Below are 19,799 nucleotides of genomic sequence, written 5' to 3'. Positions count from 1 at the left end.
GTCTATCCGGTTTAAAACTCCAACTTCATCGACCCAATCACCGTCAACGGATCGCCGGGCATATTCCAGGCGCGATTGGCGTTATAGGGTTCGCCCGCCACGAAATAGCGCTTATCGAAAATATTGTAAACGTTCAATTGGGTGGTGAGTTTGCTGGCACCCAGGCGCAAACTGTAACCGACCGAGGTATCGACCCGTACATAGCCGGGCAACTGGTAACTGTTGGCGTTGTCGCCTTCTCGCTTACCGGCCAGATAGGCGCCGATGCCCAGATTTAAACCGGACAGCGTCGGATTTTGAAAGGCGTATTTCAGCCAGGTGCTACCGGAGTGTTCGGCGACGTTCGGCAAGCGGTGGCCGATGTTGCCGGACAACGCGCCGTCCTGGGTGATACGGGCGTCGGTGAACGCATAGCTAGCGATCAGGCTAAAGCCGCCGCCCAATTGCCCGGCGACGTCCATTTCGATACCTTGGCTGCGCGCGGCGCCGATGGTCTCGGAAATGCCTTCCCGAACCAGGGTTGCCACATTTTGTTTATCGATATGAAAATAGGCCAGATTAGCGGTCAAATCGCCTTTAAACCATTCGCCTTTCAAGCCGGCTTCATACTGTTCGGCGGTTTCGGGTTTCAACGGTTGTCCGCTCTCGGAGCGGCCGTTGTTCGTCCCGAATCCCTCCACTCGGTTGCCGTACAGTGACAGCCAATTCCATGGGCGGTACAGAATACCGACTCGGGGGCTAAAAAACCCCTCGCTTTGGGCCGCGAGATTGACGTTGCCGAAACTGGGAATGTAGCCGTTGTAGTTGTCGTTCTGATCGGCGGAGTTTTGATAAGAAGTTGAGGCGCCCGTAGCCTGGTGGGCCCAGTCGTAGCGGCCGCCGCCCAGAATTTGCAATTTGCCGTCGAAAAATGCCAGATGATCTTGGAAGTAAAGGCCGTACCAGGAGGTTTGGTTGATCGAGAAATCGTTGGGATGGTTGATGCGTTGAAATTCGTAGGTGTTGTAATCCAAATTCGCGTAAACCGGGTTGTAAAGGTTGACCCGGGTAAAGGCGAAATTGCCGCCGCCGAAATCGGCGGGAAAATGATAAGGACTGTTGGCCGGCGCGTTGACGGCGTTGAAACCGAAGAAGCCGGATTGGCGCACCTCATCGTAAAAGTAATCCCCGCCCACCAAAACGTTGTGGTTGACCGGACCGGTCGCGAATTTGCCGTTTAAATTAAAAAACGCGTTATAGGATTCCTCGGTGCGATCTTCGAATTGCGAGCCGCGACGAACGACCTGCGGATTGCTGTCGGTTGCCAACAAAGGCTGAAATACAGCGACCAGCAATTCGCGGTAATGCTGGGTGGTCCAGTTGGCGACGAAACCGTTCTTGAAGGTCCAATGATCGTTGAATGCGTGCGACCAATTGAAATCCAACAGCGTGCTATCGGACGGATCCTGATTGAACTGACCGCCGGGCTGACCGTAGTTGGTATTGATCGGTACGTTGGCCACTCGCGTACCGACGGCGGGAATACCGGTATCGTAAGGCAAGTTACGATCCATATATTCCAGGCTCAGATTGAATTCGGTCGCATCGCTGGCTTGCCAATGCAACGACGGCGCCACGAATACTTGAGTTTGGCTGACGAAATCGCGAAAGGAGTTTCGGTCGGTGTAACCGAAATCCAGGCGGTAAGCCAAGCTCTTGTCGTCGTTCAGCGGTCCGGTGGCCTCCGCGACGGTGCGATATAAATCGTAACTGCCGAATTGTTGTTGCAGCGAATAATGCGCTTCGCTTAGCGGCTTTTTGGTGACGACGTTAACCATGCCGCCCGGCTGCACCCGGCCGAACAACATCGCCGCCGGACCTTTCAAGACTTCCACTTGTTCGATGTTGGCCAAGTCGGCATTGAAGTTGGATATACGTTGACCGTTGCGAAATCTGGAATAGTTGGTGCCGAAGCCGCGAATCACGAAGTCCTGGCCTTGCCCGCCCGATGTCCATACCGGCTGCACGCCGCTGACGTTTTTGACCGCGTCTTCCAGGCGGATGGCCTGCTGATCGCTCAAGACCTGCCGGGGCACGACCTGCACCGTCATCGGCGTATCCATTAACGGCGTATCGGTTTTTGTCGACGCCGACGCGAACGCGCGATTGTAGTTGGCGTTGTTGGGATCGAACAGCTCGGCGTTCGCCTTGGCAACCACCGTCACCGCCGCCAAGGTCGCGGCGGAATTGGCATCCGGTTGGGTAATCGCCACCGCATGATCGCCGTTGAATTTGAAACTCAAGCCGGTACCCGACAAAAGTTGCTGCAAAGCCTGCGCGGCGGTCAGATTGCCGGATACCGCATGGCCGGTTTTGCCGGAGACGACCTGGTCGGAATAAAACGGTTTGATGCCGGTTTGGGCCGCCAGCGCGTCCAACGCCGCCGGCAACGGCTGGACCGGAATGTTGAAGTGGAAGGTTTGTTCCTCGGCCTGCGCGGAAGCCAGGCAAACGGCCAACGGCGCGGCGGCCAGCAAATCTCGTAGCGGATTCATCGGTTCTCCTGAAAAATGAATGAGTCACCGATAAGAGCGTTTTAGCGTGGGCAAACACCTCAATTTATTTTGTTTCGAAACCAAAAGTCGCAACGTACCGAAATAGCCTCAACAAGGCAGACCGAGATAAACGCCGGACATGGATTAACGGTTCGTAAAACCGGGTGACGTTTCGGGGAAGGATTTCGACGCGGCATTTTGCAAGCGCTCCAAATAGTTCAAGATTTGCTCGTCCAGCAAGAAGCGCAATTCCCATTCCATCGCCAGGTCGGCCGGCAGGCTGCCGATATCGTGATACCGGATGTAACTCTGCCGCAGTAATTGGCCAATCGCATCGGCGTCGTATAAATCGACGGCTTTTTCGCCGGCAACGACGTCGGCGGTGTGGGCCAGGGTCTTGGCCAGCTCGGCGTCGAAGTCGCGACTGTGGCGTTGCAAAGCCTCGGGAAAACGGTCGAATTGCTGGCCGCTCAGCAAACGATAGCGCTTGCGGACCTGAAGCAATGCCGACAGATTGCTCGCGTCCCGAATGATCGCGCGCAATACGCCGCGTTCGCGCATCTTGCCGGCTTGGCGGGCATCCGGTTCCAGCACCGCATGTGCCAGCAAGTCTTGCGCCGCGGCCAAATCCTTTTCCGCCGCCAGCCGCAGCGGCAGCGTATAGCTCATCAGATGGCCGGGATCCGGCAGTCGCACCGTCAGTTTGGCCAGCGTACGCAACGCGGCGATGCAATGGTGACGCGCCAACGCCGCGGACCGGCGCGGCCACAACGCATAATCGAGTGCGCCCATCACCGTCAGACCCAGCAAAATACCGATGACGCGGTCGCGCGGCAAAAATAGATCCTCGACCGCGCCGAAGTCGTGCAGTACGAACAACGCAAACGAAAAACCCAACTGGCGGCCGAGGTAGGCGATGCGCTCGCTGCCGGCGGTGATCCAGGCCGACAAAGCCCAAAACGGCGCGGTCGCCAGCATGAAGCCGATGATGGAATCGAACTGCGACTGAAACACCCACACGTACACATAGGCGCACGCTCCGCCTAACGCGGCGCCGACGACCCTGAGCAGCGACAGCCGGTAATCGGCGCCAAGACTGGTCTGCGCGGCCACCAGGCAAGTCGGTATCGCGGTGTTGATGTCCGGCCAATCTAGGCTTTGCACGATCAGCATGCAAAGGATGGCGCCCAACGAAAACTTGATGCCGAATTGCAGACTGTCAGCGTGTCGCCGCCAAAATTCGTAGCCCAGCCAGGCCGGATAGTCGGCTTGCGGCTCGGTTTCCGTTTCGGCCGGGTCCGAGTCCGTCGCCGGCTGATGCAAACGTTTCATCAGCGCGGCAATGCGTTGCAAGGCTTGCCAAAATGCGGTTAGCACCGTCGGTTGACCAGTCCCTGCGTAACGCCGCAATACCTCGTCGTCCAATAACGCGGCCACGCCGTCGCTGAGGTCTTGCCGGTTGGTGAAACCCTGTCTCAAGGTCGCGCAAGCTTGCTGTAAGGCCGCGTAGACGGCGCGCTTTTCCGCTGTCAGCGGCTGAGCGCGATAATCTTCGGTCAGCGATTGCTCCAGCCACAGCGCGATTTGACGCAAACCGTCGATTTCCTGCAGCAACTCCAGATACGCCGCATGCCGGCGCCGTATCGACACATGCAGCAATTCGCTGTTGGCCAACAAGGTTTGCAACTTGCCGAACAGACCGATCGATGACGGTTTGACCGAAGCGCGGCGCGGTCTGCGGGCTTCGCTGTCGGACAAGCGGCCGAGAAATATCGTCTCCGCCGCTTTCAATTGATCGGCGATGCCGGCAATCAGCAAAGTGCGCGGGTCGCGCGGCGCGATACTGAGATGGACCAGCGTCCAACTGCCCAAGCCGAGCACGCCGATCACCGGAATGTTCCAGAGTGCGTGATATAGGTTTTCGTCGGGCGTGGTCGGACTGTACAACACCGGAATCGAATACCACAGCGCGATGCCGGTCGGCCAGGCGATGAGTCGGGCGTGAAACAAGGCCAGCGCCATGATCGCGAACGATAGGCTCAACATCAGCCAGGGATCGTTGCCGGCCAACATCAACGCCAACACCGAGATCAGCACCGTCACGAACAGATAAAACAACTGGCGCAAGCCGAATGCCAGCGATTGGCCGGCGTTGGCGTAAGCATCGTAGCTCAGGCAAACCAACAGCGATAGCGCGCCCAGCGGCGGCACGTGCAGACTTTGGCTGACCGTTGCGATAATCAACGACACCGCGAACAGCCGCGCCGCGGCAATCCGCCGCTCCGGGGAGTCCTTCAGCTCGGCGGTCAGGAATTCGGCCAGACCGGTGCCGAACCAAAACCGGCCGTGGCGTTCCCGCCGGGCGCGGCGGTTAGAATCAGTCATGTTGCCGATCGCCGTCCGCCGATGCGGCGCTATCGTCCGGAATCGGCAAGGTGCGATCCAGTACCGTGACGAAGGCGGTCATCCCCATGCGCAGCGGACGCTCCGGATCGCGGTCGAGGATTTCGATTCTGACCGGAAAACGCGACGCCAGCACCACCCAGTTCAGCGTACGTTGTACCTCCGGCAATCCGCCTTGCTGTTTGACGTTGTCCGGCGCATTGGCCCAAGCAATGCCGGTCACCACGCCGCGAAAGCGCTTGCCGGGATAACCGACCAGAAACACGTCCGCTTCCTGGCCGGGGCGTATCGATTGCAAATAGGTTTCCTTGTAATTGGCGACGGCGTACCAATGCCGGTCGTCGACCAGCGCGAACAACTGGCCGCCGGCCTTGGCATATTCGCCTTCGCGGGTATTCAAATTGGTCACGTAGGCGTCGAACGGCGCGCGGACTTCGCAATATTCCAGCTCCAGCTCGGCGGCGGTCACGGTGGCGCGGGCCGCTTCGACGCGCGCATTGACGTCGCCGACCTGAGCGATCAGGGATTGCGCGCGCCGGCTATCGCTCTCCGCTTCGGAGACCGCACTCCCGACCGACAGCGCCTTGGCCTTCGCATCGGCCAACGCCGCCCGGGAGGCCGAGTAACGGGCGCGTGCCTGCCGAAGTTGATCGCCGGTCACGTATTGCTTTGCCGCCAGCGGCTCCAGTTGCTCGAGGTACTGTTCCAGATAGTCGTCGTCGGCCGCGATGCGTTTGATTTCGGCCAGCGCGGCCGCGTGCTGATGTTCCAGGCGCGCGACCGCGCTGACGGCGGAACTTTTCGACGCCCGCAGCGATTCGACCTCTTGTTCCGCCAACATCAGTTCGGCCTTGGCGCGATCCAGTTTGGCTTGATAAGGCCTGGGATCGATGACGTAGAGCAACTCGCCCTTGCGTACGAACTGATTGTCGCGCACGTGCAGTCGCACGATGCGGCCGGAGACTTCGGGCGCGATGCCGACGATGTCGGCGCGGATCATCGCGTCGTTGGTACGCGGATGGCGGAAATTGATTTGCCATACCCAAGCGCCGGTCGTAACCGCCGCCAACACGATCGCCATGCCGAGAATGCGGCCGATGCGCACCCGGCGCCGATAGTCGAGTTTAGGGTCGTTTGCCATGCCGGGCCTCAACTTGCGTAAAACAACAACCAAATCACGAAGGTGCATAATGCCCACAGGCTGGGAGCGATCAACAACGGCGGTCCCAGATGCGGCGCCAAGCCGACACGCGCCAATTGCCACATCAACGCCACGCTGGCGGCCAAACCGGTCAAAATGCAGATGATCCAGGCCGGCCAAAACGAACCGTGCAGGCTCAACATCGGATCGCAGCCGGCCAGCAATAGCGGCGCCGAATACGCCAGCGGGAATGATCTAAACAAACGAAACGGAGTCATGACGGCCCTCAATGCGAAACGTTGGCGTTATGGAAAAAACGGACTATCGCGAACGCGGCTGTTGTAAAACCCACGATAGGCTGTTAGCCGTGCCCGGCGCAACCACCGATACGATTTCAAACATCGTTATTGTAAAGCGCTACAATCGGTTTGATACAACGATATTGTTCAATATTCGTTGGCAATTTGTTGCCACATTCGCAGTGGCGCTTCCGTTACTATATAAGCATTTCCTTCTAATGGTGGCGAATTTTTTGACTCAGTCAGTTTCCGCGTTTCCGCCTGTACCGCGCGTTCGGCCCGCCGATTTTAGTCCCGGCCGCCCATTGCGATTTAAATGCTGCCTGCCGCTGCTGTTGTCGATAAGCACAGCCTGTACGCCGCCCGTCGCGCACCGGCACCCCGACGCCGGCGAACCGCAACAATCGCCGGTGGTTCGCTGGTCCGAATACCGTGTTAGCCATCCGCTGCCGTCCGTGGAGAAGGCGCCCAGCCCATCCGCCGCGCCGAATGTGCGGCAACGTTACGATCTGCCGGCTCTAATCGACATGGCGTTGCAAAACCATCCGGAAACCCGGCTCAGCTGGGAAGACGCCAAAGCGGCCGCCGCCAGAGTCGAACGGGAAGCCGCCAGCTGGTACCCGAAACTGACCGCGTTGGCCTTCGGCCAATATTTCAAGACCAGCATCCCGATTCCGCAAAGCACGCTGGTCAGCACCGGCGTCGGGACTTTCGGCGGCGCCGAATTGGCCTGGACGCTGTTCGACTTCGGCCGCCGCGAGGCCTTGGACGAAGCCAGTCTGGAGCGCTTCGAAGCGGCTCAATTCGGCTTCGGCCGCAAACACCAGGAGATCGCCTACCGCGTCGCCGACAGTTTCTTCGCCTATCAGGCGGCAATCGCCAAAGTCGCGGCCGCGGAGCAAACATTTACCGCCGCCAAGGCCAACGCTGAAGCGGTCAACGCCAAACTGTCGCAAGGTTTCGCGACGCGGCCCGATTTGCTGCTTGCCCTGCAGGAACAAGCCAAGGCCAATTACGATTGGCAGGATGCGCGCGGCGCCGTGACTCAGACCAGAGCGGCGTTGACCACCAGCGCCGGTTTGTCGCCGTCGGTCGAACTGTCTCTGATCGATCTGAGTCAGGTGCCGTTGCCCGACGCCCTGGCGCCGTCGGTGGAAAAAATCGTCGACCAGGCCCTGGAACAGCGCCCGGATTTGCAGGCCAAACTGGCCGAACTGCGCGCCCGCGAAGCGGAGGTGAGAAAAGCCCGCGCCGAGTATTGGCCCAAGCTGTCGTTGAAAGGCAGCATCGGCAATCAGTATTGGGGCGACGTGCAGACCGATCCGCCAAGCCGACGGCATTATTCGTCGGACAATCTGGTCGGCAGCGCGATGCTGAATCTGGAATGGAATTTGTTCGACGGCTTCGAACGCCGCGGCGCGGTAGACGAGGCCGAAGCCAAACGCCGGGCTGGCGAAGCGCAGATCGACAGCTTGCGTCTGGAGATCATGCGCCATATCTGGCAAACCTACGCCGACACCAAAACCGCGTTGGAAAAACGCGAATTCGCGCTGGCCCTGCTACGCGCCGCCGAGGAGTCCTACGCGGCGACCCAGGAATCCTACCGGCACGGCTTCTCCACCGTCATCGAGCTGCTGTCCGCGCAAAAGGATCTGGCCCGAGCCCGCTACACCGAAATCGACAGCCGGGCCGATTTGCTGAAATCGGCCGCCGCATTGGTATATGCAGCCGGCGGCGGCGAGTCGCCTTAAAGCGATCGGCAATATTGCGTCCCGTCAGTCGGCGGCCAACACCGGATAATCCGTATAGCCCTTGCTCGGACCTTCGTCGCCGTACAGATAGAAGGTCGCGGCGTCGAACGGGGTCAACGGCGCGCCGAGTGCTATGCGGCGCGGTAGGTCCGGGTTGGCGATGAAGTGTTTGCCGAACGACACCGCGTCGGCATCGCCATCGGCGATGGCTTGTACCGCGCTTTCGGCCGTGAAATTTTCGTTGGCGATCAGCGCGCCGCCGAAACGGCGTTTCAACGCCGGACTGATCGCGTCCGGACCTTGCGCTTCGCGGGTAAAGATGAAGGCAAGCTTGCGTTGGCCCAATTGTTCCGCGACGTAAGCGAAGGTCGCCAGCGGGTTGGCGTCGCCCATACCGTGCATGTCGCAACGCGGCGACAGATGCACGCCAACCCGGCCGGCGCCCCACACCGAAATCGCCGCGTCGGCCACTTCCAGCAGCAAACGAGCGCGGTTTTCCACCGGTCCGCCGTAGGCATCGTCACGGCGATTGGTGCTGTCTTGCAGGAATTGATCGAGCAAATAGCCGTTGGCGGCGTGAATTTCGACGCCGTCGAAACCGGCCAGTTCGGCATTGGCCGCGCCTTGGCGAAACGCTTCGATAATTGCGGGAATTTCGTCCAACGCCAAGGCTCGCGGCGTCACGTAATCGCGCATCGGCCGTAGCAGGCTGACGTGACCTGGCGCGGCAATCGCGCTGGGCGCGACCGGCAATGCGCCGTCCAGATAATACGGATCGGAAATCCGGCCGACATGCCACAGTTGCAACAACATGCACCCGCCGGCGGCGTGTACCGCGTCGGTCACGCCGCGCCAGCCGTCGATTTGTTCCGGCGACCAGATGCCCGGCGTATCCGGGTAGCCGACGCCTTGCGGGCTAACGCAAGTGGCTTCGCTGATGATCAGGCCGGCACTCGCTCGTTGAGCGTAATAGTCCGCCATCAGCGCATTCGGCACGCGGCCGGCGCTGGCGCGGCAGCGGGTCAGCGGCGCCATCACGATGCGGTTGGGCAATTCAATGTCGCCGATACGGATGGGATCGAACAAGGGATTCATGCGCGGCTCCTGAGCGGTTAAATCCCTCATGATACCAGGGCCGCCGCGAAGCGAAGCACTAGACTGGTTCGGTTAGCGACGGCCCTGGTCCGTCATCCTAAAAAGGGCAGTTGGCGTGTATTGCGGGCCGTTCGTGCTGAGCAATGTCGAAGCATGGACGGCTCGCAATACACTCACCAAACGGGTGAATGAAAAGTCCCGCGCGCCCTTCGACAAGCTCAGGACGAACGGGATTTTTCATCGCCAAACTGCTCTTTTTAGGGTCATTGCTTGGCGCTGATTAGGATCGTGCCATCCCCTTCCCTGACAATCCGCGCCGCCAAACCGTTTTGCAAGGTGCTTAAACTCTCGTTCAAATCGGACGTGGAAAAGCGGCCGCTAACCGTCACGGTTTGCAATTGGCTGTCCGTCAGCTTGAATTGGACCGCGTGATAGCGCGACAGTTGGCGCAACACTTCCGGCAAGGGTTGGCGTTTGAAGATCAGCGTACCGTCGCGCCAAGCGCCGCTGGCGGCGTCGGCGACACTGGGCGCCCGCAGATTTCCGTCGGCGCTAAAACCGGCTTGCAGACCGGCCGTCAGCGCCAGCGCCGGCTTACCGGGCACGCTCAACGCCACTTCGCCTTCGACCACCGCGACCGTCGTGTTCTCGCGGTCGATCTCGACGTTGAATTGCGTGCCGACGTCGCGGATACGCCCGGCGCCCACCCGCACTTCGAAAGGGTGCTCGGCATCGTGAGCGACGCTGAACCAAGCTTCGCCCTGCTCCAGCCAGACCGTGCGCGCGCCGAAACGGTCGATCCGCAATCGCGTCGCGGTATTCAGTTCGATGCGGCCGCCATCGGCCAAGGCCAGGGTCCGGCGCTGGCCAATGTCGGTTTGGTAACGAGCGGCCGCCAATTTTTGTAAGGGTTCCGGGTACTGAAAACCCAACGCAACGGCGAACCCGACGGCGATCAAAGCGGCATTGCGCCGTCGGCGGGCCAACTGGCTATGGCGAACGAAGCCACGCGCGGCGTCCAGCTGCTTGCCGGCCACATCGGGTAAATCGCCAAGCTGTTGCCAGAATTGTTGAACTTGTTGGTAAGCCTCGGCATGTTCCGGCGAGCCGCCGAGCCAATCTTCGAATTGCCGGCGTTCGGTTTCGTCCGCGTCGCCGCGCAAGCGCGACAACCATTGCAGAGCTTGGCGTTGAGATTCGGTCAGACTGGCGAGGCTCATGACGGCACAACCTAAGAATTCAACGTTTGCCGGCCAACGCGGCCGCAAAGCAGTGTTCCAGCGCCGCGTAAAATTGGCGTTCGACGTTGCTGCGCGACATCCTGAGCAGTTTGCCGATTTGCAGGTAGGTCAGTCCGTCGACGCGATGCAACAGGAAGATGCTGCGTTGCAGCGGCGGCAGCTCGTCCAACGCGCGCATGACGCCCTGCAGAATTTGTTGGTGGTGCAGGCTGACATCCGGACCCGGCGCATCCGCCGGCAGGCTATCCAAGTCCTCGACTTCGCCGTGGTAACGTTCGCGGACCGCGAGCTTGCGCTGGTAATCGATCAGCGCATTGCCGGTCAATTTGTAAAGATACGCGCGATGATTTTCGATGGTTTGCGGCTCGGGATGCTGCATCAATCTTAGAAACGACTCCTGCACCACATCTTCCGCCACCTCGGCGGCGCGCTGACCGGCGAAGTACACCAATTCCTTGGAATGACTTTGAAACAATTGCTCGAAAAGGCTTTTGATAGTCATGGTCGGCGAGAAGATCGGAGAAACCAGGCGGATAATATAGCAAAAGCCAAGCCACTCACCCGCTTCGATGCCGACGTCAATCCATCGACCCACGATAACCCGTGGTTACCGGGCTAACCGAGTTTTTTGACCGGTCCGGTTTGGTCGACCTGAGGCCCGATCCTAAATAAAAAAATACGGCATATCACGCACTCGATACGTCATATGCCGCACTTTTTTGTTTGCAACGCTCCAGCTGATCTCCGGGTACAGGCTCTATCTGGCGCTCGCCGACCACAAAAAGTGGCCTGTAATTTGCTGAAAGCGACCATTCCATTGCCGATTCGAACTGCATGTCCACGGTTAGCGAACCCCTATTGCTGGACGCGTTTTTACGCCACCAAAGCGAAATCCGCCAATTCTTGGCCCGCAAAGTCAGTTGTCCGACCGCGGCGGACGACTTGACCCAGGAAACCTATTTGCGTATCGCCAGATACCGCGGCGGTGAAGAAATTCTGGATTTGCGGGCGTTTTTGTTCCGGATAGCCAATAATCTGGCTCTGGATTATTTGCGCGGCCTGGCCCGCTCCGAAGCCCGCGACTACGGACCTGTCGAAGACTCGATCGCTTGCCGGGCGCCGCAACCGGATTCCGCCGTCGCCGCGCAACAGCAACTGGCCAGGATGGAACGCTTTATCTACGCGCTGCCGCAACAATGCCGGACCGTGTTTCTAGCCTGTCGGGTCGACGGCAAGAGCTACGCCGAAATCGCCGACGAACTAAACATTTCGCCGCGCACGGTCGAAGCTCACATGTACAAAGCGATCAAATTATTAAAGGAACGCATGGATTGGTTGTGAGCTGCCGCCGTCCGTTTCCGCTTGCCGAGTAAAACTGGCATTATTTCGTTACCGTCATTTCCGAGCCGCCCAGCGCATGTCCGACCAACACCCGCGATCGATCGCCGACCAAGCCGATGCCTGGTTCGCCCGCCTGCAAGACGCCGACGCCAGCGACGACGAGCGCCGCCGATTTCAGGCCTGGTATGCGGCGGATCAACGCCATGCGCAGGCCTACGAGCGCACCCGCCAATTGTGGAGTTTGCTGCAATTGCCGGCGGAACGGGTGGCCGAACGCCTGCAAGCGGAATCCCGCCCTGCCCCATCGCCGCCCCCGAGAGCCGCAATCCCATTCCGCCGCTATCTGGCCGGCGCGAGCGCGGCGCTGCTCATGATGGCCTGGCTGTTGCCGGCGCGGATTCAGGATTGGCGGAGCGACTACCGCACCGGCCCCGGACAGCAAACCAATGTGACGCTGGCGGACGGCTCGCGAATCATGTTGAATACCGACACCGCGCTAGCGATCCGGTTCGGCGCCCGCGAACGACGCGTCGTGTTGCTGCGCGGCGAAGCGTTTTTCGAAGTGGCGCCCGACCCAGCCAAACCCTTTATCGTGGACGGCGGCCATGCCGAAGCCCGCGCGGTCGGCACCGCCTATGGCGTAAAAAAGTCCGGCGCGGACTTGGCCGTGACCGTCGCCGAAGGCACCGTGGAAGTCGGCGACGGCGTGGGCGCGCAAGCGGTGCGCGCGATGCAGCGCATCGAATTCAAGCAAGGCCGCTTGCAAGCCCCGCAACGCCTGACCAACGACGACAGCCTAGCCTGGCGCCGCCGCCAAGTTGTATTCCAGCAGCAGCCGTTGAGCGAGGTGTTGGCCGAAGTCAACCGCTACCGCGCGGGCCGCATCGTCGCGGTCAGCGGCGAACTGGGCGGACGCATCGTCAGCGGCGTGTTCAACCTCGGCGACCCGCAAGCCATCGTCGACGCCTTGCAAGCCACTCTCAACGCGCAAGCCGCGCATTTACCGGGCGATTGGGTGTTGCTGTATTACTAACCCGGCCTTTAAATACCGTTTGCCCTGAGCCTGTCGATGGGCGCGCTACAGTGCTTCGCCCGACAAGATCAGCCCGAACGGATACCAGTGATAAATAGGGCCGGGTTAATAAATGCCCCCGGCGCTCAGGGCGCGCAATTCACCACCAGTTCCTGACTGTATTGACCGACTTCCTGGTCCTTGGACATGAACACGGCGGTGTAGCGGCGCAGTTCCGGCTTGCCGGGCGTCAGCAGCGGCCGGCGATCGACGAAGGGCGAGACGGTGGCGCGGCCCAGCAACACCCAGTCGGTGTCGATGTCGCGCTGGCAATAGAGATTCACGCCATCGCTGCGGTGCTTCACAAAACTCAGTACCACCACCCCACCGGTTTGATCGTTGCCGCTCAATTTGGGGTTGGCCGTGGACAGATCGCCAGCCCGGCTGCTGCTGTCGATACCCAATTGCGCACCGATACCGTCGGTGTAATTGGCGCGCGCCTTAATGCGCCGCACTTCCGCCCGAATCAGGTTTTCGGATGCTTTACGACTGTCGCTCTTGTCGGCGGTGGCCTGCTTGGCGAGCGCGGCGGCATTGCCGGCCAGCCGCGACTTATCGTGAAAATCGGCGTTCGCCGCCGTTAGCGCCGCCAAGTCGGCATCCGCCACGCCGTGTTCGGGTTTCAGATTGGCCAGGAAATGGTCGAACCAGGCCAGAAAGTCGTGATCGGCGTTCGGGATAAACGTGGATTTGGGCATGTTAAATTCCTCGATGAATGAATTGAATCCGCCCACCTACTCCAGTTTCGCCACCGGCAACGCCCGCGACGAGGGTATCGGCGTTTCCGTGCCGTGTTTTTATGTTGGAAACACGTCCTTCCGCTGTCCAGTGACGTGCTTCTAAAGTTCCGTGACGTGTTTCCAGGCTTCCGTGACATGCTTCCAAAGTTCCGTGACGTCCTTCCAACCTTCCGTGACGTCCTTCCAGGCTTCCGTGTCGTGATTCTACAGCTCCGTGAAACCCGAATCGCCGGAAGCCTTGCCAGCCGTGGCCTGCAGCGGTTTTCCCCCAACGTTGGAAACACGTGTAAAAACCGTTCCGGGACGGGCAAGCAAAGCGGCTTACCGCCAGCCGCGTTGAGATGCGCGCCTATTCGCTCGCCAGCGAGCTAACTTAAGCGGAAAAGCTAGTGGATTAGCAGAGGCGCGCCCTCCTTGAGCGTTTGAAAGGATAGTCTATAAATTAAAAACAGCATAGAATAGCCGCTAAACACTTCGGGCAGACATTTTTCCATGCGCTATGATTGCGGCTCGTTGCGTTTAGGAAGTTTAGTTGGCAGCTAACGACCCCTAGTTGACACTCGAAGCTTTACGCTCAATGTCGGCAGGTAACCAATGAGCTGCCATTTAAAGTTACGGTAAGTAAGGTGCGAGCCACTTTTGGCCGACTTGTTACTCTGAAAGTTTGTCGATTCGCATTCATTATCTGTTTTAGAGATATAGAAAAACTTTCATTTGCCGGGATGATGCATTGGCTTCATGAACGTTAGGCCAAAAGTGAATATGTTAAGAACCCTAAAGCTGTTGTCCAGCCTAAAGTACCGCGAAAAATAATGAACCTACTTGACCTTTATGCCATTCCGGTGAATTTCGCAACTGCAGCCGCAAGAGTGAATAAAGAAGCGGAGAGCTTCAATATTTCTGTCAGACGTCCCCAGTAGAACTTTTTTGCCTCGTTATTTTGTTCGCTAGGTTGTTTTGTGATTTCTTGAGAAAACTTCTCTAGATCAGAAGCTGCTTCTTGACGTTTTATATCTGATAAGTTTTTATCTGATTCAATTGCTCGTCGTAAAGAAGCAAGCGCCTCTTTTAATTCTTGTTCCTCACTAGAATTGTAGCTCTCTAACTGGAGTGTTTCGATATAACTATTTAATGTGCTTTTAGATGTACCGATTTGAGTGCTGATAAAACTTCCACCGCTAATGTTTATATTTGTATTATTGCCCGGCATTGTAATCTCCAGTGTAATGTGATTATTCCCAAGTTTTTTTGCTATAGAACCAAGGTGGTTTTGGATGTTTTCGATCTTTTCTCTTGCATTATTTGATTTAATCAAAAATTTTCGAATAATATACAGCGGAAATGAGCTCACAAAAAGTATAAGCGGAATTGCTGATGCTATTTGATAAATGAGGTTCGAAGTTGCAGTTATCTTGTGAAATAAGCTAGATGATCTCTGTAGCCAAATAGCTTCAAACTGCTCTGCATCAATGAGTATCTGATTTCTTAAGGTATCTGTCGTAACTAATTCTTGCGATATAAAGCTATTGATTATATAAATAAACAGAAAGATAGATACAGATGCTAAAATCAAATGTATTGGTTGCAAACTAAAGATAAACCATCTCAGTATAGCGTGTTGAAGCACGAAAATACATCTATTAACGGCTTTTACGTTCTTCCTGATAGCTCCCATTAAACTAATGACTTCAACGGAGTGAATCTGAGGGTTGCCGACAATTTGGTTATAACAAGCCATCACTCCACTTGTTCGCATGCCAAGATTAGCTGCTGCTCTTTTCAGAGGGGTCTCAAATATACTATCTGTCGACAATCCTTGCTTAATTAGTTCAGCTACTTTTTCAATATTTATTCCCTCGATGTCGTTAATGAAGTTATTTAAAGATTCGACCGTCCACCTTAGATGTAATTCGTAAGTGTATTGCCGATTACAAATATCCTTAATTAAGGACTCTTTATTTTCATTAACGTCTCTTATGGCAGATTCAATTTGATAAGATTTATCTTGTCGAGATTTATATTCAAAATAAGCTGCAATTGTTGCAGCAATAAGAGCTTCAGTAGCTAGGTTTTTTAGCAAATAAATTGCTTGTCGCACTCGATCAGTATGACTCATTTTATAATGGTTCCAAGCCTAACGTTCCTAACTAAGCGGTGCGCCGGTCGATGACCTTGAAACAACCCCGCAAAGCTGGGGGGTAAAAAACTGTATAAGAGCCATATCCGGCGCATCAGTTTGAGAACCATGTTAGGTCATGCCCGTTAGTTTGGCAACAGCGCCTGCAAGTGCAACGAGTGCAGCGGAAAATTTGATGACCTCGGTAAGCCGTCCCCAAAAGAATTGTTTTATTTCCGAATTTTGCTCGATAGGAGGCTTTTTAATTTCCTCCGAAAAAGCTGAAAGATCCGTTGCGGCAGCGTACCTTACTGGTTGCGTCAATAATTTATCGGCTTCGATACCCTCGCGAAGTTTGACTAGAGCTTCTTTCAAGTCACGTTCAGCTTCGCTGGTGTACATATGGAGCTGGAGCGCATCAATATAGGCATTCAGGGTGCTGCCTGATGTTCCCACCTGACTTTGAATGAATGTACCACCAGTGATCTGTGTAACAACGCTAGCTGGTGCTGACATGGCCATCCTCTTTTGTTCGTACAGAGCAATTGATTGCTGTAGATTTAGATGCCCCGATGCCGTTTGGTAAAACTGGCAATCGTGTTCTTCTCCAAACATTTCATGTACTTCTACGCTCTTAACATCAAATTCGGAGCCAAGCTGTCGAACAAACTGAGGTTGTTGCCCATAACAATAAACTGCGATAAACGGAAACATTCCCCGACCCTTGGGATCCAGATATGCTGCATAGTCATATGCCTCAGCTTTCTCTGGCCCACCAACACGCCCGACAAAAGCATCCCATGGTTCGTGAATCAAGAGTGCGCAGGTAGTGCACCTAACCATTCGTTTTCCTTTGACCTAAGGGAAAGCTGAACTGCGTAGCAAAGGGGAGTCAGCTTGAACTTATAGTTGATGTGCGCCATGAATCTCATGTCGTGAAATCAACAAGTTATTAAGTTGTTAATTACATATCTATCATGAATAATGTGTAGCCACAATAAATTTGTGAACTGCAAAGAATTATGCTTTGTGTATATTATCCAAATTGCTCTGTTATAGTGATTCAAAAACGCCAATGATCTACACGCATATCGTGCTCAGTCGGACTTCCAATGAAGCAAAAACCACCGGCGGCAATATGCCAGTTTGCAGCCATTCCTCAATGATTGTTCTGTGGCGGCTTATGGCCGAACCCAGTCCCCTAACCCAGCGAACCCGCGCGGTTTCCGCCGGCTTGCCCACTTTACCGCTATGTAACCCTTTGGCCGGATCGGCTCGGGCCTTTCCTCGTAGCAGCTTTCCAGCCCCAACCGATAGACCACTGCCCTGTCGCGCTTGATGCCCGCCCTACTTCGAGTGTCGGCGTAGCCCATCTACCACGTGCGGCCGAAACTTTTTACATCCGCCGCTAAGGGTAGAGCCGCAGTCCCGGCGTCTTGGTAATCGATACCGTTCACTTATGGAGAATGCACGATGATTTACCAGGACTCATTGACCCGCGCCGTAGTATTGATTTCCGCCGTCTCGATACCGGGCATGGCGACCGCCGAGACTACGACGCTGAGCTTCGACATAGCTTCGCAACCGTTGAGCAGCGCATTGATACGGTTTTCGGCGATCAGCGGCTTGCAGGTGCTTTACGAAGGCCGGCTCGCCGATCAAATTCAAGCGCCGGCGTTAAAAGGGAGTTTCAGCGCCGAACAGGCCTTGCGCCAATTGCTGCAAGGCTCTGGCTTGAGTTTCCGCTTTAGCAACGCCTCGACCGTAACGCTGGATAAAACCCCGGCGGCGCCGACGCCGCAGTCCAACGGCACCGCGACGATGCCGGCGGTGACGGTGACCGGACAAGGCGTCTACGACACCACTTCGCCCTACAACAAGGATTATGCACTGCCGAATGCCACGACCGGCACGAAAACCGATACGTTGCAGTTCGATACGCCGGTATCGGTACAAGTGATACCAAAAGCCCTCATCGAAGATCAACAGGCGATCGGCCTGGAAAACGTCTTGAAAAACGTCAGCGGCGTGGCGAAAAACTGGGGCTTCGGCGCGGACGCCAACGAAAACATTTATCTGCGCGGCTTTGCCAACGGCATCAACAGCGTCGGCAATATTTATCGCGACGGCGTACTGACGCCCAACATGCCGATTTCGTTGGCCAACGCCGAGCGCGTCGAAGTCTTGAAAGGCCCGGCCGCGATGCTGTACGGGCGGGCGCAACCCGGCGGCCTGGTCAACGTCGTGACCAAACGGCCGCGCGGCGACGCCTATTACTCGCTGCAGCAACAGTTCGGCTCCTACGATACCTATCGGACACTGCTGGACGCGACCAACAAAATCACCGAAGACGGCGCGCTGGCTTATCGGGTGAATTACGAACATCTGGACAGCAATTCGTTCCGGAACAACATCTACAATCAACGCGACTTTCTGGCACCCAGCCTGACCTGGCATATCACCGATAAAACCCAGCTTGATCTGGACTTTATCTACCAGGACAGCCGCAGCATCGCCGACTCCGGCATCCCCTACGATCAGCAACTGTCCGGCGCGATTCCCGGCAAGATTCCGTTGAGTTTCAACGGCAACGAGCCAACCGACTACAGCAACAAGCGCTCCTACCAGCAAGGTATTACGCTGACCCATGCTTTCACCGACGACTGGAAGGTGCGGGCCAAGTTTTCCGCGCTGGTGCAAGACAGCGCCGCCGCGCAAACGCCGTCGAACGAAACGACCAACGGTTCCGGCGATATTGCCAGGGGCTTTTTGAAGAACGCCACGGATTTCGATAACAAATACGGCACGATAGACATCACCGGCCGGTTCGCAACCGGACCGATACAACACAACGTGTTGCTCGGCGCCGATTATTACAACTCGACCGATAAACACTTCAGCAGCCCTTACCGAACCGCGGTGCCGACCATCAACGTGTTCGACCCGCAATACGGTTTTACCGGCTTTCTGAACGATCCGCTAAGGCTGGGTAATATCGAACATAACGAGTGGTACGGCATTTATCTGCAGGACCAGTTGGCTTGGAACGATACTTGGCATTTATTGCTCGGCGGCCGCTTCGACAACGCCACCTACCGCAATAGTTTCGGGGACAAGACCGACGACGATTATTTCAGCCCTCGGATCGGTTTGATGTACCACCCGCTGGATTGGCTGGGCGTTTACGTCAACTTCGTCAAAGGCTTTAACGCATTCAACAGCGGCACTGCGTTAAACGGTTCGTCCTACGATCCCGAGCAATCCCGCGAAATGGAATTCGGCATGAAAGGAAACTGGTGGAGCGGCAAATTGCAAGCCAATCTGGCCTTTTTCGAACTGACCAAGAAGAACGTCAAATCGCCGTTGCCGGCCCCGCTCAGCGATTATTTCGTTACGATAGGCGCGCAACGCAGTCGCGGCATCGAGTTCGATTTGCAAGGCCAATTGACCGACGCCTGGAACGTCATCGCCACCTATACCTACATCGGCGCGGTGGTCACCAAAGGCTTGACCGGCGACTTCACCGGGGTCGGCGGCACCGGCGACCGCTTGGAAAACATTCCGCGCAACACCGCCAGTTTGTGGTCGACTTACGATTTCAGCCACCTGGGCGCGGAAGGCTTGAGCGCCGGCGCCGGCGTATATTTGGTTGACAGCCGCGAAGGCAACGTCAACAACAGCTACGAAATCCCCGGCTATACCCGCGTCGATTCGATGCTGCGCTACCGGAGCAAGGTCGGCCCGTCCAACGTGACCTTCCAATTCAACGTCGAGAATCTGCTGGATAAGGAATACATCGCCTCGGCCAACGGCTATAGCCAATTCATCCACCAGGCGATGCCTGGCGCGCCCAGGACGTTTTTAGGTTCGGTGAAAGTGGAGTTTTAGCGCAAACCGTTTCCGCCGACGCTGGGGCCGGATTCTGCAATACCCGGCCCGAGTTGCGGCTCGTCGCGGCCCTTCATCGATCAATGCGTTTCGATACCGTCGCATTCTTATATCGTCCTTTCAATGCATACGGACACAATCCGATTCTGTTCAGGGTTAAATTGATGTCCACACCATC

General features: G+C 56.7%; 14 protein-coding genes. 4 read left to right on the top strand and 10 right to left on the bottom strand.

What is annotated here, in order from left to right:
- Nucleotides 1-11: 11 nt before the first annotated feature.
- From BJL95_RS07580 to BJL95_RS07565, 4 genes are all read right to left on the bottom strand, one after another.
- Nucleotides 12-2,534: a TonB-dependent receptor gene (locus BJL95_RS07580; RefSeq protein ID WP_071156768.1), complete on the bottom strand. Its 2,523-nt coding sequence runs from the start codon at nucleotides 2,532-2,534 to the stop codon at nucleotides 12-14.
- 144 nt (nucleotides 2,535-2,678) lie between these two features.
- Nucleotides 2,679-4,919: an FUSC family protein gene (locus BJL95_RS07575; RefSeq protein ID WP_071156766.1), complete on the bottom strand. Its 2,241-nt coding sequence runs from the start codon at nucleotides 4,917-4,919 to the stop codon at nucleotides 2,679-2,681.
- Nucleotides 4,912-6,078: a biotin/lipoyl-binding protein gene (locus BJL95_RS07570; protein ID WP_071156764.1), complete on the bottom strand. Its 1,167-nt coding sequence runs from the start codon at nucleotides 6,076-6,078 to the stop codon at nucleotides 4,912-4,914. The genes BJL95_RS07575 and BJL95_RS07570 overlap by 8 nt, the downstream gene beginning before the upstream one ends.
- 8 nt (nucleotides 6,079-6,086) lie before the next feature.
- Nucleotides 6,087-6,356: a YtcA family lipoprotein gene (locus tag BJL95_RS07565; protein WP_064030395.1), complete on the bottom strand. Its 270-nt coding sequence runs from the start codon at nucleotides 6,354-6,356 to the stop codon at nucleotides 6,087-6,089.
- Between the two features lie 356 nt (nucleotides 6,357-6,712).
- On the opposite strand from BJL95_RS07565, the gene BJL95_RS07560 reads away from it, so the two are divergent.
- Complete coding sequence (locus tag BJL95_RS07560) at nucleotides 6,713-8,128, top strand: TolC family protein (RefSeq protein WP_254786717.1); 1,416 nt, start codon at nucleotides 6,713-6,715, stop codon at nucleotides 8,126-8,128.
- Between the two features lie 24 nt (nucleotides 8,129-8,152).
- On the opposite strand, the gene BJL95_RS07555 is transcribed toward BJL95_RS07560, so the two are convergent.
- The 3 genes from BJL95_RS07555 to BJL95_RS07545 form a co-directional block, all read right to left on the bottom strand.
- Nucleotides 8,153-9,223, bottom strand: coding sequence for an alkene reductase (locus BJL95_RS07555; protein ID WP_071156762.1), 1,071 nt, complete (start codon nucleotides 9,221-9,223; stop codon nucleotides 8,153-8,155).
- Nucleotides 9,224-9,486: 263 nt separating this feature from the next.
- Nucleotides 9,487-10,443, bottom strand: coding sequence for a FecR domain-containing protein (locus BJL95_RS07550; protein ID WP_071156759.1), 957 nt, complete (start codon nucleotides 10,441-10,443; stop codon nucleotides 9,487-9,489).
- Between the two features lie 19 nt (nucleotides 10,444-10,462).
- Nucleotides 10,463-10,966, bottom strand: a complete 504-nt coding sequence (locus BJL95_RS07545; protein WP_071156757.1) for an RNA polymerase sigma factor — start codon at nucleotides 10,964-10,966, stop codon at nucleotides 10,463-10,465.
- Nucleotides 10,967-11,298: 332 nt separating this feature from the next.
- On the opposite strand from BJL95_RS07545, the gene BJL95_RS07540 reads away from it, so the two are divergent.
- Both BJL95_RS07540 and BJL95_RS07535 read left to right on the top strand, forming a co-directional pair.
- A complete protein-coding gene (locus tag BJL95_RS07540) occupies nucleotides 11,299-11,805 on the top strand; it encodes an RNA polymerase sigma factor (protein ID WP_071156755.1) in 507 nt (168 codons plus the stop codon).
- 76 nt (nucleotides 11,806-11,881) lie between these two features.
- Complete coding sequence (locus tag BJL95_RS07535) at nucleotides 11,882-12,838, top strand: FecR family protein (RefSeq protein ID WP_071156753.1); 957 nt, start codon at nucleotides 11,882-11,884, stop codon at nucleotides 12,836-12,838.
- A gap of 125 nt (nucleotides 12,839-12,963) precedes the next feature.
- Here the strand turns inward: BJL95_RS07535 and BJL95_RS07530 are convergent, their stop codons facing one another.
- The 3 genes from BJL95_RS07530 to BJL95_RS07520 all read right to left on the bottom strand — a co-directional run bounded on the left by BJL95_RS07530 (nucleotide 12,964) and on the right by BJL95_RS07520 (nucleotide 16,549).
- Nucleotides 12,964-13,575: a hypothetical protein gene (locus BJL95_RS07530; RefSeq protein WP_071156751.1), complete on the bottom strand. Its 612-nt coding sequence runs from the start codon at nucleotides 13,573-13,575 to the stop codon at nucleotides 12,964-12,966.
- An 871-nt stretch (nucleotides 13,576-14,446) separates the two neighbouring features.
- Nucleotides 14,447-15,733 (bottom strand): hypothetical protein, encoded by a 1,287-nt coding sequence (locus tag BJL95_RS07525; RefSeq protein ID WP_139306165.1) that lies wholly within the window; start codon nucleotides 15,731-15,733, stop codon nucleotides 14,447-14,449.
- A gap of 132 nt (nucleotides 15,734-15,865) precedes the next feature.
- Entirely contained in the window at nucleotides 15,866-16,549 is a 684-nt protein-coding gene (locus tag BJL95_RS07520) for a hypothetical protein (RefSeq protein ID WP_139306164.1), read from the bottom strand.
- Nucleotides 16,550-17,206: 657 nt separating this feature from the next.
- Here BJL95_RS07520 and BJL95_RS07515 point away from each other — a divergent pair.
- Entirely contained in the window at nucleotides 17,207-19,621 is a 2,415-nt protein-coding gene (locus BJL95_RS07515) for a TonB-dependent receptor (RefSeq protein WP_071156745.1), read from the top strand.
- Nucleotides 19,622-19,799: the final 178 nt, after the last annotated feature.

The organism is Methylomonas sp. LWB (genome assembly GCF_001856095.1).
Lineage (GTDB): Bacteria > Pseudomonadota > Gammaproteobacteria > Methylococcales > Methylomonadaceae > Methylomonas > Methylomonas koyamae_A.
This window is presented reverse-complemented; position numbering and strand designations above follow the sequence as displayed.